This is a genomic window from Acinetobacter bereziniae, from assembly GCF_016576965.1.
Taxonomy (GTDB): Bacteria; Pseudomonadota; Gammaproteobacteria; order Pseudomonadales; family Moraxellaceae; genus Acinetobacter; species Acinetobacter bereziniae.
Window position 1 is genome coordinate 1,106,413 of the sequence record NZ_CP066119.1, and the last position, 15,504, is coordinate 1,121,916.

Below are 15,504 nucleotides of genomic sequence, written 5' to 3' on the forward strand. Positions count from 1 at the left end.
CGGTGAGAGTATTTAAAGACAATGCAACATTTATATGGTTTTGTTAAGATCAAATCTAGTCGGATAAAACAACAACAGGGCGTAGTGCAATGCAATATAAAATTGATTTATTAATCAAACAACACACTTATCAAGAGTTGAAAAGTATTACTCAAAATTTAAATAATGGGGAAAAGCGGGATTTGGCAAAACAATTGGGCAATGTGTTTACGGATATGTCTTGCCAAGTATTAGATCAAGTTTTTGGAGCTTTACTCGAAGAACAGCGTAATAACCCAACATTAGATGCAACTGGTCAAAAAAAGCTGAAAGAGGCTGAACAAATTTTTTCTCAAATCGAAGGGGCTTTTAAAAAATATATGCCTTGGTCGATTTCCTTTTTTAGTAATGATCGTTTAAAACCAGTAGCAAATCATATTCTTAAAAAATTTGAGGATTCAGAGGCTAGCGAGGTGGTAATGTATTACCAATTAGATCGCCATCTTGGAGAAGAAGCGAGCAGTAATATCCAAAAAGTGATTGCTGGTGACACGCATGCTTTACCAGCAACCTTAAAAAATTTAGTTAAAATTATTGATCTAGGCGTATCTGAGTTTATCCGTGATCCTAAGACATTGTTAAAATTTAATTTTGTCGTTGATAAGACTTTAAATGGAGTAATCAATATGATCACCAGTACGGGGTATAAGCGCTTAGAAAAAGTAGGTGAGGAATATAATCCAAGTCACCCTGAAAAAGCTCAACATTATGCGAAACATTTTAGTAAGTTTTTGGTTGAGGCTTAAAGTCTAAATAAAGATGTCTGATTGATTTGACCTGCCTCGTGGTCTAATATTTATTTGTCCTATTCAAGAGCGTATTTACATGGAAAGTTTAGATGGAAAGGTGGTTTGGATTACGGGTGCATCATCAGGTATTGGTAAAGCTTTAGCTGCGGAATGTGCATTGCAGGGTGCGCAGGTGATCTTAAGTGCAAGACGTTTGGAAGAGCTGGAAAAAGTTCGTGTGAGTTTGCTTCACCCTGATCATCATCTTTCCGTAGTAATGGATATTACTGATGAAGCACAAGTTCGTCATGCTTATGAACAGGTCCTTGATCAAAAAGGGTGTATAGATTTGTTGATCAATAATGCCGGTTTAAGTCAAAGAGCATTGATTACAGAAACCAGTATGCAGACCGAACGTGCAATCATGGAAATTGATTATTTTTCACAAGTTTTTTTGACTAAATTGGTATTACCTACATTTATTGCTCAAAAATCAGGACGAATTGCTTATGTCTCAAGTGTTGCTGGGCTGTTAGGAACACAATATCGTGCAACATACTCCGCGGCAAAGGCGGCTATTCATATGTGGGCAAACAGTCTACGGGCTGAAGTGGCGCAGGATGGGGTAAAAGTTTCGGTGATTTTCCCTGGTTTTGTGAAAACCAACGTTTCATTTAATGCTTTAAATGGGGCAGGTAAGCCACAAGCACATCAAGATGAAGCAATTGAAAATGGCTTGGAAGCTGATGATTTTGCAAAGCAAACTGTTTCAGCACTTTTAAATGGTCAAGAATATATTGTAGTCGGTGGAGCTAAAGAAAAGTTGGGGGTGTGGGTATCTCGCTTGTCTCCTAAAACTTTGTATAAGATGATCCGCAAGATGAAAGTGAAGTAATTGAAGCTACTTTATTTAAATACATCTAGTAGCAATTGATCTATCTATAAATATCTGTCCATACACTTATGTTATATGAGATACGCATGCAAAAAATTATATTTAAAATAAGTGGCTTATCTTTTGTTTTAAGTGGCGCTGCTTATGCTGGTCTGTGTGATGATCATCAAGTGGTCAACAAGGTCTTGAAACAAGCCAAAATTACGAAGGCTGAACAGTCATTGATTCACTGTAAATCTGACCCTGTTGATGATTCAACGATGATTATGGCTTATGCTCAGTGGATTTCTGTTAAAGATCGTCCAGAAGAAGGTGAATATTATTTGGATTTAATCAAGTTTAAGCCTGAAAACTTAAAGGTTGTAGATCATTATCGTGTTACTGAACCTATGGTTTCTGATGCAATTAGTTTGGATTCAATTGAGTTGGATACAGCAAATTATAAAGTCACTGAATCAAATCGTGCATTGGGATTGAGATTGAATTATTCAGGGCATTCACAGCCCAATCCATTTTCCATGCAACTTTTAAATTTATATGATCTGCAAAATAAAAAGCAAATTTTGGACAGTTTGATTGTCACCCGAGATCGTGCAGAAACAGATATGGATTGTAATGCGGATGCAGAAGAGCGTACTTCTACGCTAGTGATGCAGAAAAATCAAACCAAAAAATATACCGACATTCTGGTCAATAGCAAAATTAAACGTTATCAGATGCAAATAGTCGCTGAGGAATGCCAAGAGGTGAATCATCAATTCAACCAACAACGTTTCACATTAAAATTTGATGGCAATCAATATCAAATTCCTCAAAGTTATAAAGATGAATATCAATATTAACAACAAGGTAGATCTTAGTTTATGGTCTGTAGTCTTGGTTAAGCGTTAAGGTGCTTTGATTAAAAATTTAGACATCAATTCCGCATTTTTTCCTCTCAACTGCCATGACATACACCGAACACCACCACCCATTTTGCAGACTTGAGCGGATTGCACAGGAATAACGGTTCGTTTGGTCAGTCGGCGAATCTGTTGCAGTGCAACAGCATCCTGTTTGATCCCAAATTGTGGAAAATAAATCCGTTCAGGAGTTACCAGCATATTGGTATATAAGCCACAAGCGGAACCAAATTTTTCATCGTAAATTTGGCTGCCATCATAAGGCGTCACAATCTCATGAATCTTGATATTGGGAATACCTCGTTGCAAATCTGCTTTGAGTTGTTTCGAATAGTCAAGATCTTCTGGATATGCGTTGATGACAACTGTTTCTTTTTCGATAAAGCTGACTACTCCATCTGCATGTTCTAAGCCACCTTGTTCATCTGCTTCAATAAATGCAATATGTTTTGCACCCGTCAGTTGAATGAGTTTTTGCCGTGCAGCAGTTTCAGATAAATGATTATCAGATAAAAATTTAGTGCTGATCACCACATTCCCATAACCATCTTCAACCCAATTACCGCCATCGTTCAGTAATGGAGTTTGGATAAATTGCAGTCCTGCTTTTTGACTATATGCTTTAAAGTCTGCTTGAACATCATCGGAAATGGCTTGAGCTTTTTTGCCTCCACCTTGTCCTGCTGCTGTATAACGAAAAAGAATAGGTTGATTGGGATTAGCACTACTAAAATCACGCATCCAAATATCTTGCATTGGCGCTATAGCAACATGCTGTTTTCCCAAAGCTTTGACATAATTTGGATAAAGCTGTTGATCGGTTAAAATTACAACATTATCACCATGTTGAATAATTTTTTTCGCATAATCGACATGAAAATCAAAAATGTCATCGATGACTTTTGAATAATATTTATCATGGCTTTGTGGTGAGGCAAGTACAATTAATTCTGCTTTTATGCTCAATGGAAGCATGGTGATCAATCCTATGCTAAGTTGCAGTGCTAAATTTTTCATTAAGCCAAGCCTATGTGCATCATTAAAAAGTTGTAGTTTTTTTACGACCAAATCTAGGATATAACAGTTGAATCAATCCTGAGATTATCATGATCTGGCTGGCTGAAGTAAATCAAGATCATTCATTTATGAAAACGAATGATCGATGTTTAAACACATACAATTATTATGTTGCCGTACCATAAGCAAACACTTCAACCATGCCACCTTGCATGCCGAGCTCGGTTGTACTTAAACGTAAGCCCATAATATGGGTTGATCCTACATTCTCAGCTTCTTGTTTTAAACGTACAATTGCTTCGCGCCGTGCACGATCAACTACAGTTTCATAAGTGGTTAAACGTCCACCAAAAAAATTCTGAATTTGTGCAATGATGTATTTAAAGTAATCATGAGAAATGACCACATTACTACTGATCAATTGCCCTTGACGTTCAGAAGTCTGAAACTTATTGGTATCAATACGAATATGCGCAAGGCGTTGTTCTTTTTCCGCCAATTCCTTTAGATGCTTTTGTTCAATGAATCGCCCGAAGCCCCATCCAATAAAAAACAGAACCAGTGTTAATCCGATTTTAAAAATTAAACCATCCATTTACGTTGCCTAATTTGAAAATGGGTCGGGAAGTTGTGTTTGCTTTGGCTCAACAATTACTGCTGTACCATAAACAAAAAGTTCTGATGCCCCTTGTGCAATATTTGAGGTGGAAAAACGAATCCCCACAATAGCATTGGCACCCAAAGCTTGTGCTTTTTCAATCATTCGATTCATGGCTTCTTGGCGCGATTCTTCTAATAATTCGGTATAGCCTTTCAGTTCACCGCCCACAATATTTTTTAAACCAGCCATCAAATCACGACCGACATGCTTGCTTCGAACAGTACTTCCGTAAACCACATCAAGTTGTTGCTTAATATTGTGGGCAGGAACAGTTTCCAAATTGCTTAATTTCATTGTTTTTCAATATTCAATAATGATGATTTGTTTCCAACATAGAAAATTCTGCTTCAAAATGCAATAAAAAAAAGCCCACCGAAGTGAGCTTTTATGATCAATTTGATTTTACTTACTTTTTATCGTTTGGATGGTATTTCAATTCAGACGAAGAAGCAGGCTGTGCAATTTGATCTGAAGTATTGGCTTTCAGACCACCACCTAAGGTTTTATACACTTCAATTTGATTGTTTAAATTGGCTTGTTCTAAAAGTAACAAACCTTGTTCAGCAGAATATGAAGTACGTTGCGCATCTAATACCGATAAGAAACTGTCAATACCTGCACGGAAGCGGGCATTTGAAAGTTTATAGGTCGTATTGGTCGCATCAACCAAACGTTTCTGTGCAGATAGACGATCACCAATATTTTGACGTGTCGCTAAAGCATCATTCACTTCACGGAAAGCAGATTGAACAGATTTTTCATAATCAGACAACGCAATTTGTTGATCTGTTTCTGAAATTTTAATGTTCGCTTTACGAGTACCCCAATCCCATAGTGGAATATCAAGGCTAGGACCTAAAGACCATACGAATGAGCCAGATTTAAACAAATCACTTAAATCCGTCGACGCATAACCCGCAGAACCCGTCAAGCTAATGGTTGGGAATAAACGTGCTTTAGCAGCACCAATATTCGCACCCGCAGCTGAAAGTTTATATTCTGCTGCTTTAACATCAGGACGGTTGTTCAACAAGTCACTTGGCAAGCCAGCAGCAAATGCTGAATTTGTGGTAATACGTGTTACACGTTGTTTAGGCAGCAAATTATCAGGAACTGTTTGTCCAACAAGTAAGTTCAACAAGTTTTGAGCTTGAGCAATTTGTGTCTTATAGTTCGCAACATCATTACGAGCAGTTTCAACGGAGATCTGTGCCTGACGAACAGGAACTTCACTGTCAATACCCACATCAAAACGTTTTTTGTTGAGATTGTAAGAATCGAGTTGCGCTTTGAGTGTTTGGTCAGCCAGTTTAAGTTGTGCTGTCGCAAAAGAATAATTTAACCAAGCCTGTGCAACTTGACCTATTAAGCTGATTTGCGTTGCATCACGTGCACTTGCAGTCGATAGATAAGTATCTAGTGCATTGTCTTTTAAACTTTTTACACGACCCCAAAAGTCCAACTCATAAGAAGTTACACCTAGACCAACGTTATAACGTGTCTGAGCACCCATGCCTTGGTCTTGACGTAAAACACCGCCACTTGCACCAATCGTAGGTAACTGATTGTTTTCAGTGATTTGATAAGCTTGTTGTGCACGTTGAATATTCAATGTTGCTGTACGTAAATCACGGTTGTTGGCTAAAGCAAGATCGAGCACTTGAAGCAAGCGTTGATCTGCAAAAAACTCTTTATAGCCTTGTGAAGCAATGGACGTACCCGTGCCATTATCAATATAACTCGTAGGTATGTTCGCTTGAGCTACCGGTTCTGGGCCACGCATGCTTTGACAAGCTGTCAAAGCAAGCGCAAGTGCAGATACCGCAATGCTACGACCTGAAATAGACCATACGTTTTGCATCACGATTTATGCTCCTGAATATTTTGATTTTTAGGTTTGTACTTAAAGATACTACGAATCCATACGAAGAATACAGGAATAAAGAAGATACCTAAAAGTGTTGAACTAATCACACCACCCAATACACCATATCCGACTGAGTGTTGGCTACCAGCGCCTGCACCTGTTGACAGAGCAAGAGGGAGTACACCGAAACCAAACGCCAAAGTTGTCATAATGATTGGACGTAAACGCATTTTTGCAGCATGCAATGTAGCTTCAAACAGCTCTTCGCCTTTTTCTTGCAACTCTTTCGCAAATTCTACAATCAAAATCGCATTCTTCGCAGACAAACCGATGACTGCAATGAGTGCCACTTGGAAGTAAATGTTATTGGAAAGATTTGGATCACCTTTAATGATCATACCGAAATATGTCAATAACACCGCACCCAATACACCTAATGGAACCACAAGTAATACTGAGAATGGAATCGACCAGCTTTCATAGAGTGCTGCAAGACACAAGAATACAATCAATAATGAAAGCGCATACAAGAATGGTGCTTGAGCGCCAGACTCACGTTCTTCTAATGATAAACCTGTCCATTCATAGTCATAACCTGACAAGCCCATAGATGGTAATTTGGCAATGATTTCTTCCATTGCTGCCATCGCATCACCAGAGCTGACACCAGGGGCAGGCGTACCTTGAATGTTGACAGAGGCAACACCATTGTAACGTTCTAGACGAGGTGAACCATAAGTCCATTTACCTGTTGCAAAAGCAGAGAATGGAACCATTTCACCTTTGCTATTACGCACATACCATTTGTTTAAGTCCTCAGGCATCATACGAGCATTCGCATCACCTTGGACATAAACTTTCTTCACACGACCACGGTCAACGAAGTCATTGATATAAGAACCACCCCAAGCCATGCTCATGGTTGAGTTGATATCAGCAATGCTTACACCCATCGCACCTGCTTGCGCTTGGTCGATTGTGATTTGATACTGAGGCGTATCTTCTTGACCATTTGGTCGTACACCGACAAGACGTTTGTCTTGTGACGCCATGCCCAAGATCGCATTACGAGCAGCAATCAGTTTGTCATGACCTTGACCACCTGGATCTTTTAACTGCAAGTTAAAACCAGCAGTTACACCTAATTCAGGCATTGCAGGCAATTGCAGTGGCATAACATATGACGCATCTTTGATGATCATGTTGAGTGCCATACCACGTTGAATGACTGCACCAATCTGTTGTTCAGGTGTTGTACGTTCTTCCCAATCTTTCAAACGAATGAAAGCAAGCCCCGCATTTTGACCGACCCCAGTGAAGGAGAAACCAGCCACACTAAATACAGATTTAACTGAATCTTTTTCTTTATTTAAGAAATAGTTGGTCATGGTATCAATGGTTTTACCAGTACGATCCAAGGTTGCATTTGGTGGTAATTGTACCAAGGTCATGACAATACCCTGATCTTCTTCAGGTAAGAATGAAGACGGCATTTTGATAAATACAGTGACCAATACACCAACGACAACAGCATAAATAATTCCTGAGAATATTTTATGGTGAGTCATGCGGTTTACACCATTTTGGTATTTTTCCGCAGTACGATCAAAAGCATTGTTAAACCAACGGAAGAAACGTGCAAAGATGTTATTGCTTTGTTCTTTGTTTGGATCATGCTGTTTCAAAATAGTCGCACACAGTGCAGGCGTAAATGTTAAAGCAACAATTAATGAAAGCACCATCGCAGTCACGAGCGTGATCGAGAATTGTCGATAAATTACACCTGTTGTACCCCCAAAGAATGCCATTGGAACGAATACAGCAGTCAATACTGAGGTAATACCTACCAATGCACCAGAAATCTGTTTCATTGAAAGTTCTGTGGCAGTGACTGGATCTAAATGATCTTCCTGCATGACCCGTTCAACGTTTTCGACCACAACGATGGCATCATCCACCAAGAGACCAATCGCCAGAACCATCGCAAACATGGTCAGTGTATTGATTGAGAATCCAAATAGATTGATGATGGCAAAGGTACCCAACACAACCACTGGAACAGCCATTGTTGGAATAATCGTTGCACGCCAGTTCTGTAAGAACAAGAACATGACAAAGAATACAAGAATAACCGCTTCGATTAAGGTATGAACCACACTTTCAATCGACAGTTGAATAAATGGCGTGGTATCAAATGCCAATTCATCTTTCATGCCAGCAGGGTAGTTCTTACGTAAATCAACCAAACGTGCTTCAACTGCTTTCGCTGTATCTAATGCATTGGCACCCGTCGCAAGTTTAATTGCAACACCGCCAGCAGGTTTACCATTGTACTTCGAGTCAAACTGATAGTTGTCCGCACCTAATTCAACACGAGCAACATCACCTAAACGTACTTGAGCACCGTCACTGGTGTTTTTCAAGAAGATGTTTTTAAACTGTTCAGGTGTGGTCAACATGCTTTGCGCATTAACCGTTGCGTTCAACACTTGCCCGTCAACAGATGGCGCACCACCTAATTGACCTACAGCAACCTGTGAGTTTTGTGCACGAATTGCTGCTGCAACATCACTCGGTGTAAGCCCTAAACTGGTTAATTTTGCAGGATCAAGCCAAATACGCATCGCATATGAACCACCAAACACTTGCACTTCACCCACACCCGCCACACGGCTTAATGGTTCTGAAATGTTTGAGTTTACATAGTCCTTAATGTCATTTGCAGAAAGGCTGTCTTCTGTAGAATAGAATGCAAGTACCTGTAAGAAACTTGCGCCAGACTTGGTCACTTTCACACCTTGACGTTGTACATCTTCAGGCAAAAGCGCAGTTGCTGACTGTAATTTGTTTTGTACTTGAACTTGGGCGATATCTGGATCGACACCTTGTTCAAAGTTTAATTGGATTGAAGCCTGACCGTTACCCGCACTGTTAGATGAGATGTAACGTAAGCCATCCAAGCCATTCATTTGTTGTTCGATAATCTGTGTAACTGTATTCTCAACAGTTTCAGCAGATGCACCTGGATATGTCGCAGAAATGGTGACAGTCGGTGGTGCAATCGTCGGATATTGTGCAATGGGCATTTTTGTCAGCGTGAGTACACCCGCTAACATAATGACTAATGCAATTACCCATGCAAAAATCGGACGATGAATAAAGAATTGAGCCATTCAGTCTACCCCTTAAGCATGTGAAGTAGATTTTTGTTCACTGTTTTTTTCTTGCTGAGCCGCAGGTTGAGCAGCTGTTGCTGGTTTAGGCGCAGCTTGTCCAGGTTGAGCTTCAGCTTGTGGTTGATAAGGTTTAGCAACCACTTCCTGTTCAGGTTTAACTTTCGCGATACCATCAACAATGACTTTATCACCTGTATTTAAACCTTGAGTGACGATCCAATCTTTGCCATGAACACCTGCAGTTGTGATTGGACGACTTTCAACAGCACCTTTTGCATTGACAATCATTGCAATGGCTTGACCTGTTGGCGTACGTGTAATCGCAGCTTGCGGAACCAAGTAAGCATTTGGAATCACACCCTGTACGATTTGCGCGTTGGCAAACATACCTGGCAATAACAAGTGATTCGGATTTGAGAACACAGCACGTAAGGTCACCGAACCTGTTTCTGGGTTTACACTTGCGTCAGAAAATGCCAGATTTCCTTCGACAGGGTAGTAACTACCATCTTCAAGTTTTAAGCGTACTTTTGTGTTGTTACTGCGATCAATGCTACCTTGACTCAACTGTTGACGTAGACGTAACAACTCAGCACTTGATTGGCTGATGTCTACGTAAATTGGATCAAGTTGTTGAATTGTCACTAAAGCATTTGCCTGATTGGCTGTGACTAAAGCACCAGCAGTAACAGATGAACGACCTGATTGACCAGAAATAGGCGAACGAACAGTTGAATAGCCTAGGTCAATTTGTGCATTTTTAACAGTCGCATTTGAAGCAGCAATATCTGCTTCTGCAAGTTTTATTTGAGCAAGTAAGTCATCATATTCTTGTTTAGACACGGCGTTAATGCCAACAAGTTGGCGATAACGATTTGCTTTCACTTGTAATGAATTTAAATTCGCTTGCTGACGTACTAAAGCTGCTTTTGCATTGTCTAAGTTTGCACGGTTAACTCTCGAATCAATCTCGTAAAGAGGTTGACCTTCACGAACAAAACTACCTTCTGTAAACAAACGTTTTAAAATCACACCACTTGTTTGCGGACGAACTTCAGATATTTGATATGCTGAAGTACGACCAGAAAGTTCTACAGTTTGTTCAACGCTTTGTGGTTGAGCAACAATGACACCAACTTCAGTCGGCGGCATTTTTTGGGCAGCACCACCAGCTTCTTGTGCTGATTTAGGATCTTTGCTGCAACCTACAAGTGCAATACTTGTTGCGAGAGCACAAGCAGTAAGGGCAGGAGCCCAAAGCTTTGCCGACATCATTATTCCACCTCGTTTAGATTCTTATCTAAAAATAATTTGTTCTGACTTAACGTTTCTGGTGTCAATATGAACCATAAAATAGCAGCCCATATGAAACCTATACCCCATCCAGTGAGTACATCAGTTGGGAAATGTGCTCCCAGATAAATTCTAGAGACCCCCATGCTTAGAAACCATAAAAAGCCCGCCAAGCCAATCCATTTAACGTGGTGATGCTTTTGAAATATAAACATAATCGAACAACATACAATAGCAGCATAAATACTGTGAGCACTGGGAAATGAAGCACCATAGGTTTGCACCATCTGGTAGATTTCATCAGGTCGTGGGCGATTGACTAGATATTTAATTATCCAACCAATCGCTGAAGCACCAAGTAACCCAATACTGATCATCAGTATGTTTGCATACTGTTTTAGGCGTATGAAATATACATTACATAGCCCTGCAATCACGATCATTGACGGTAAGCCGCCTAGATAGGATAGGCTAAGCGCAATACCATTTAAAAAATCTAAACGGTGTGAACTCATCCATACAACACTTGATAAATCAAATAGTTGTACTTGGTTTATGGTTAAACCAATACTCCCAATAAGTAAACTTATACAGCCAATAAGGAGCAATACATAAGGCATAAAATGACCTAGAGTATAAAAACATGTACGTTAAGTTTATTTAATGCACTGAAGTGTACTCGCCAGTACACTTTTTTTCAAGTGAGTAAAATTAGGTAATTTATACTAATTTCTTTTTGTAAAATATTTGACATTTTGCACAAAAAATAACAAAAAGTTTAGTGATTTAGTTTGTTTTGTGGTGTTGCTTCGTCTTCAAGCTGTAACGGTTGCTTTGGTGGCCAGAAAAAATCAATTGGGCGCGTTGAAAAATGAGTAAATATCAGTTTTGCCAAAGGTTTCCATTGGGAAAAGCGCACTTGTCTTGCTCTGAGTGCAACGATAATCGTTAAAGTAAAACTTACAAATAAGTTGGTTAAACCGATACATAAAACACCCAGAAAAGAAACGATAATCAAACCGATATCTGGAGAGCCATTAATCGTCATTAAACCTTGAATAAAGTTTGCAGATGCAAAAGCAATATGGCGAATATCTAAAGGTAAACCCAAGATAAAACCAATGGTTCCCATACTTCCAAGCATGATACCAAAGAGGAAATTACCTGCCAGCGCACCCAAATTGCGTTCAACATAATCCGCAAATTTATTGAGTCGTTCCTGTCCTAAAAATTTCTTCCATTTGGTGTGAGCTTTCAGGCGTGGTCCGACCTTGCGATAAACCGACATATTGTCGAAATATCCAGCAATTAATCCTGATAAAAACAAACAAACACCGGCAATTGCTGCATGTGGAATGGCAAGTGAGGTAAACGGATTCAAGCTATGCAGTAAAGTCGTGGCTTTGGCATGTGTGAGCAAAGGTTCATCCATTGCCAATTGCCATAAATAGGTGATGAGTGCAGCTGTTGGTATTGCAATCGAAATATTGCCTAAAATCGCAATAAACTGAGTGCGAATAATATTAATAATCAGACCTGCAAGTTCTGCAATTTGTGCCGTTTTTGATCCTTTTTGATGCTGTACTGTCGAGGCAAGTGCTGCAGCAGTCATTGCTGGTTGTTTGGTGGCAACCGTAAAGTGTAAAACATGAATCAGAATAAAACCCAGTGAATAATTCATGCTATACAGAAAAGCATGCATAAAAGGCGCGAGCACTAAACGTGCAGAGAGGATTTTAAGGGTTGCCATTGTGGCAATGATCACACCAGCACCTGCTGCTGCTTGATACATACCCAAGAAGCCTTTTTTATCAGTACTTACGTAATGTTCACCTGTTTTGCTGGCATTTTCTGTAACTTGTAGAGCAATCAATTCACTATTGGTTTTGAGTAAATCACGAACACTCGTTTCACTATAATGCGCATCAACCAAGTCAGTCAGTAGTTCTCCACACAATGCATAACGAATCTGATCATCTTCTACCAAGAGATTCAATAACAGTTCTATACGATCCAAACATTGTTCAAGCAGTGACAATAAATAGGTCAAACTTAGACTGACACCAATTCGCTTAATTGCTCGACGAACCTTGAACACCACATCACGACACTGTTCAATCATCACCAAGGCTTGATCTGCATCTGGTGGAACAGTGACCGCATACTGATCCTGATCGCGGTGTTGTTTTTTATAAGCTTCTATAAACTCAACGATTTCACGGTTTTGGACTAAAAATGGAGATTCATATTCCTGTAATTCAGGATAAGCATTGATAAACTCAGGATATAAACCAATACCACTAATACGGTAGGAGAGTACGGTAATCGCTTTAATAATATCGCGTTTAATACCAAGTTTATCATTGCTATAACGATGCCCTTGATTAAGAAGTTGAAATAACTGTTTCCAATGCGCTGAATCAATATTTTCAAGCCAATATTTATCACTGCGTTGATAAAAAACCTTACCGACTAAATCTTTTAGTTCTGTTTCATCAGGTAATAAAGGAAGAAAGTGAGCACCAATACGTTGCCCAAGCTGATTCCAGAAACCATCTAAGGATAATATGCCACTGTCCGCATATAGCCCGGCTTGTTTGTAATGATTGACTAGCTTGAGTAAGTAACCTTGAAATGCTGAAGATGCATTAGGCGTAATGAGTAGAGATTGAATTAATGAATTGAATTTATTTTCAATTTCTTCTAGGTTACGTGTGTCATTGGGTCTGATCCGTTTGACTAGCTCGATTAAAATATCAGGATTTGGAACAACTTTGGGATCATCAAGTTGTTCCTGCATAAGGAGAAAAAGATCATTAAAATGTATATGCATAGGCCTTGTTAAATTCTATTGAATGCGATGTAAGGCAAGTTGCGCCAAGTTATACAATGCTTGACGGTATTTAGATTCAGGTAAATGACTCAGTGCTTGGATCGCAGCTTGTGTTTCTTCATTTGCACGGCGACTACAATAATCTAAAGCACCAGAAGTTTGAACGATTTGAATCACACTTTCTAAATCTGCTGTCCCGCCAGTTGCAATACTCTTACGAATAATTTCGTGTTCTTCGCCTTGTGTATTCGCTAAAGCAGAGATTAAAGGTAAAGTTGGTTTTCCTTCCATCAAATCATCACCAATATTTTTACCTAATGTTTCAGCGTCAGAGGTATAGTCTAAAATATCATCGATGATTTGGAAGGCATTGCCAAAATGTCCAGCAAAAAGACGGAGTGGCTCACGATATTGAGGTTGACCAGCAAGAATAGCAGCGCCTTCTGTTGCTAATTCAAATAAACGTGAAGTTTTACCGTGAATAATATCTAAATATGTTTGTTCTGTGGTTTCAGGTTGATGTTGTGCCTGAAGTTGTAAAACTTCACCTTCAGCAATTTCACAGGTTCCTGTCGAAAAATCTTTTAACAACACCATATTGTCCAGATCAACCAGCAAGTCAAATGCACGTGAAATCAGGAAGTCACCTACTAAAACTGCCGTTTGGTTATTCCATGTTGCGTTTGCAGTTGGACGACCACGACGCAAACCTGACTCATCAACGACATCATCGTGAACCAATGTTGCCGTGTGCAACATTTCAATAATGGCAGCCAGTTTACGGTAGGGCTCCATTTGCGTGTCTGTTGCACCGCAAGCTTTTGCTGCAAGTAAACACATAATGGGGCGCATACGTTTTCCGCCAGCTTCAACCACATGCTTACTGACCGCCATCACCAAAGCAACTTTTGAGGTAATACCTTCATTAATAAACTTGTCCATCGCAGCAAAGTCTGTTGCAACAGGAGCGAGAATATCTTGCTTAAAGTCGATGGTCATCGGGTGGGAGCCTCATGCAAATGCGTTATAAGTCGTTAGTGTAACAATGAATATGTCTGAATGTTGCTTTTGGAAGCAGACATCGTGCCTGAATCTTAATGATTTGTTCTTTAATTGTCCAAAAAAGCATAAAACATTAAATATTCTGCACGTTGTTGTTTTGAGCTACATAGTAGCGGATTTGTTTTAAAAATCTATTTCAATTTAATAAAAAAATTCACATATTCAAGGGCTAAACCTTAAAAAAAAGTGATTATTGCGATTAATTTGTAGGCAATGTTAATATTTCATGAAAATGACTTGTTGTTTAATTCATTATCACTTAAAATCTTTGCCCTTGTATAACCCCCAGTGGCGTTCGTTTTAAGATCGATATATTCCTTTATCGGCACGACGACACGGGCAAGTTGGAGTACGTTATGTACGCAGTAATCCAAAGCGGTGGTAAACAGCACCGTGTTGTTGAGGGTGAAACCCTTAAAGTTGAATTGTTGAAAGCTGAAACAGGCGCAACGATTACATTTGATGATGTATTAATGGTTGTGAATGGCGAAAGCATTCAAATCGGTGCTCCAGTTGTAGCTGGCGCAAAAGTAACTGCAGAAGTGGTTGGTCACGGTCGTCATGACAAAATCCGTATTATTAAAATGCGTCGTCGTAAGCACTACCGTAAGCAACAAGGTCACCGTCAATGGTTTACCGAGTTGAAAATTACTGCGATCGCAGGTTAATCACTAGGAGTATAGAGACATGGCAACTAAAAAAGCCGGTGGTTCGACTAAAAACGGTCGTGATTCGAACCCTAAAATGTTAGGTGTTAAAATGTACGGTGGTCAAGCTGTGACTGCTGGTAACATTATCGTTCGTCAACGTGGTACAGAATTCCACGCTGGTGCAAACGTAGGTATGGGTCGTGACCATACTTTATTTGCTACTGCTGACGGCGTAATCAAATTTGAAGTGAAAGGTCAATTTGGCCGTCGCTATGTATCTGTTGAAGTGTAAGCTTTAATGGTTCGAAAAAGCCCGCTTAATTGCGGGCTTTTTTATGTTCAATTGTTGCTTAAAATTAAATTTATTCTTCATCATGATGA

The 15,504-nt window shown here is 39.5% G+C and carries 14 protein-coding genes; 5 read left to right on the top strand and 9 right to left on the bottom strand.

All coding sequences use genetic code 11. The features are described 5' to 3' along the window. Positions 1-89: 89 nt before the first annotated feature. From I9192_RS05065 to I9192_RS05075, 3 genes are all read left to right on the top strand, one after another. Positions 90-785 (top strand): hypothetical protein, encoded by a 696-nt coding sequence (locus I9192_RS05065; protein ID WP_005030778.1) that lies wholly within the window; start codon positions 90-92, stop codon positions 783-785. A gap of 79 nt (positions 786-864) precedes the next feature. Then, complete coding sequence (locus tag I9192_RS05070; protein ID WP_005030776.1) at positions 865-1,662, top strand: SDR family NAD(P)-dependent oxidoreductase; 798 nt, start codon at positions 865-867, stop codon at positions 1,660-1,662. An 86-nt stretch (positions 1,663-1,748) separates the two neighbouring features. After that, positions 1,749-2,504: a PA3715 family protein gene (locus tag I9192_RS05075; RefSeq protein ID WP_005030774.1), complete on the top strand. Its 756-nt coding sequence runs from the start codon at positions 1,749-1,751 to the stop codon at positions 2,502-2,504. Between the two features lie 45 nt (positions 2,505-2,549). Here I9192_RS05075 and I9192_RS05080 read toward each other — a convergent pair whose 3' ends face one another. The 9 genes from I9192_RS05080 to sdsA form a co-directional block, all read right to left on the bottom strand. Then, the gene (locus tag I9192_RS05080) at positions 2,550-3,581 is read right to left on the bottom strand and encodes an agmatine deiminase family protein (RefSeq protein ID WP_010590973.1); all 1,032 of its coding nucleotides are present in this window, start codon (positions 3,579-3,581) and stop codon (positions 2,550-2,552) included. 166 nt (positions 3,582-3,747) lie between these two features. Beyond that, positions 3,748-4,176, bottom strand: coding sequence for a YbjQ family protein (locus tag I9192_RS05085; protein ID WP_004828196.1), 429 nt, complete (start codon positions 4,174-4,176; stop codon positions 3,748-3,750). Positions 4,177-4,185: 9 nt separating this feature from the next. Next, positions 4,186-4,536 (bottom strand): YbjQ family protein, encoded by a 351-nt coding sequence (locus tag I9192_RS05090; RefSeq protein ID WP_004828198.1) that lies wholly within the window; start codon positions 4,534-4,536, stop codon positions 4,186-4,188. A gap of 112 nt (positions 4,537-4,648) precedes the next feature. Beyond that, positions 4,649-6,103: a multidrug efflux RND transporter AdeIJK outer membrane channel subunit AdeK gene (gene adeK / locus I9192_RS05095; protein ID WP_004828201.1), complete on the bottom strand. Its 1,455-nt coding sequence runs from the start codon at positions 6,101-6,103 to the stop codon at positions 4,649-4,651. After that, positions 6,103-9,282, bottom strand: a complete 3,180-nt coding sequence (gene adeJ, locus I9192_RS05100) for a multidrug efflux RND transporter permease subunit AdeJ (protein WP_042089340.1) — start codon at positions 9,280-9,282, stop codon at positions 6,103-6,105. The genes adeK and adeJ overlap by 1 nt, the downstream gene beginning before the upstream one ends. 12 nt (positions 9,283-9,294) lie before the next feature. Next, the gene (locus tag I9192_RS05105; protein WP_004828204.1) at positions 9,295-10,560 is read right to left on the bottom strand and encodes an efflux RND transporter periplasmic adaptor subunit; all 1,266 of its coding nucleotides are present in this window, start codon (positions 10,558-10,560) and stop codon (positions 9,295-9,297) included. Further along, positions 10,560-11,198: a phosphatase PAP2 family protein gene (locus I9192_RS05110; protein WP_009585614.1), complete on the bottom strand. Its 639-nt coding sequence runs from the start codon at positions 11,196-11,198 to the stop codon at positions 10,560-10,562. The genes I9192_RS05105 and I9192_RS05110 overlap by 1 nt, the downstream gene beginning before the upstream one ends. Before the next feature lie 158 nt (positions 11,199-11,356). Beyond that, positions 11,357-13,411 (bottom strand): site-specific recombinase, encoded by a 2,055-nt coding sequence (locus I9192_RS05115; RefSeq protein ID WP_026040307.1) that lies wholly within the window; start codon positions 13,409-13,411, stop codon positions 11,357-11,359. A 15-nt stretch (positions 13,412-13,426) separates the two neighbouring features. After that, complete coding sequence (gene sdsA / locus I9192_RS05120) at positions 13,427-14,410, bottom strand: All-trans-nonaprenyl-diphosphate synthase (protein WP_005030768.1); 984 nt, start codon at positions 14,408-14,410, stop codon at positions 13,427-13,429. A 419-nt stretch (positions 14,411-14,829) separates the two neighbouring features. Between sdsA and rplU the strand changes: the two genes are divergently transcribed. Together rplU and rpmA are read left to right on the top strand one after the other, a co-directional pair. Further along, positions 14,830-15,141, top strand: coding sequence for a 50S ribosomal protein L21 (rplU, locus tag I9192_RS05125; RefSeq protein WP_004828211.1), 312 nt, complete (start codon positions 14,830-14,832; stop codon positions 15,139-15,141). A gap of 19 nt (positions 15,142-15,160) precedes the next feature. Next, positions 15,161-15,415: a 50S ribosomal protein L27 gene (rpmA, locus tag I9192_RS05130; RefSeq protein WP_004828213.1), complete on the top strand. Its 255-nt coding sequence runs from the start codon at positions 15,161-15,163 to the stop codon at positions 15,413-15,415. Positions 15,416-15,504: the final 89 nt, after the last annotated feature.

Bases quoted from the DNA above. Each gene is read 5' to 3' on its own strand.
- I9192_RS05065 (WP_005030778.1), top strand. From the start codon at position 90: ATGCAATATAAAATTGATTTATTAATCAAACAACACACTTATCAAGAG.
- I9192_RS05070 (WP_005030776.1), top strand. From the start codon at position 865: ATGGAAAGTTTAGATGGAAAGGTGGTTTGGATTACGGGTGCATCATCA.
- I9192_RS05075 (WP_005030774.1), top strand. From the start codon at position 1,749: ATGCAAAAAATTATATTTAAAATAAGTGGCTTATCTTTTGTTTTAAGT.
- I9192_RS05080 (WP_010590973.1), bottom strand. From the start codon at position 3,581: ATGAAAAATTTAGCACTGCAACTTAGCATAGGATTGATCACCATGCTT.
- I9192_RS05085 (WP_004828196.1), bottom strand. From the start codon at position 4,176: ATGGATGGTTTAATTTTTAAAATCGGATTAACACTGGTTCTGTTTTTT.
- I9192_RS05090 (WP_004828198.1), bottom strand. From the start codon at position 4,536: ATGAAATTAAGCAATTTGGAAACTGTTCCTGCCCACAATATTAAGCAA.
- adeK (WP_004828201.1), bottom strand. From the start codon at position 6,103: ATGCAAAACGTATGGTCTATTTCAGGTCGTAGCATTGCGGTATCTGCA.
- adeJ (WP_042089340.1), bottom strand. From the start codon at position 9,282: ATGGCTCAATTCTTTATTCATCGTCCGATTTTTGCATGGGTAATTGCA.
- I9192_RS05105 (WP_004828204.1), bottom strand. From the start codon at position 10,560: ATGATGTCGGCAAAGCTTTGGGCTCCTGCCCTTACTGCTTGTGCTCTC.
- I9192_RS05110 (WP_009585614.1), bottom strand. From the start codon at position 11,198: ATGCCTTATGTATTGCTCCTTATTGGCTGTATAAGTTTACTTATTGGG.
- I9192_RS05115 (WP_026040307.1), bottom strand. From the start codon at position 13,411: ATGCATATACATTTTAATGATCTTTTTCTCCTTATGCAGGAACAACTT.
- sdsA (WP_005030768.1), bottom strand. From the start codon at position 14,410: ATGACCATCGACTTTAAGCAAGATATTCTCGCTCCTGTTGCAACAGAC.
- rplU (WP_004828211.1), top strand. From the start codon at position 14,830: ATGTACGCAGTAATCCAAAGCGGTGGTAAACAGCACCGTGTTGTTGAG.
- rpmA (WP_004828213.1), top strand. From the start codon at position 15,161: ATGGCAACTAAAAAAGCCGGTGGTTCGACTAAAAACGGTCGTGATTCG.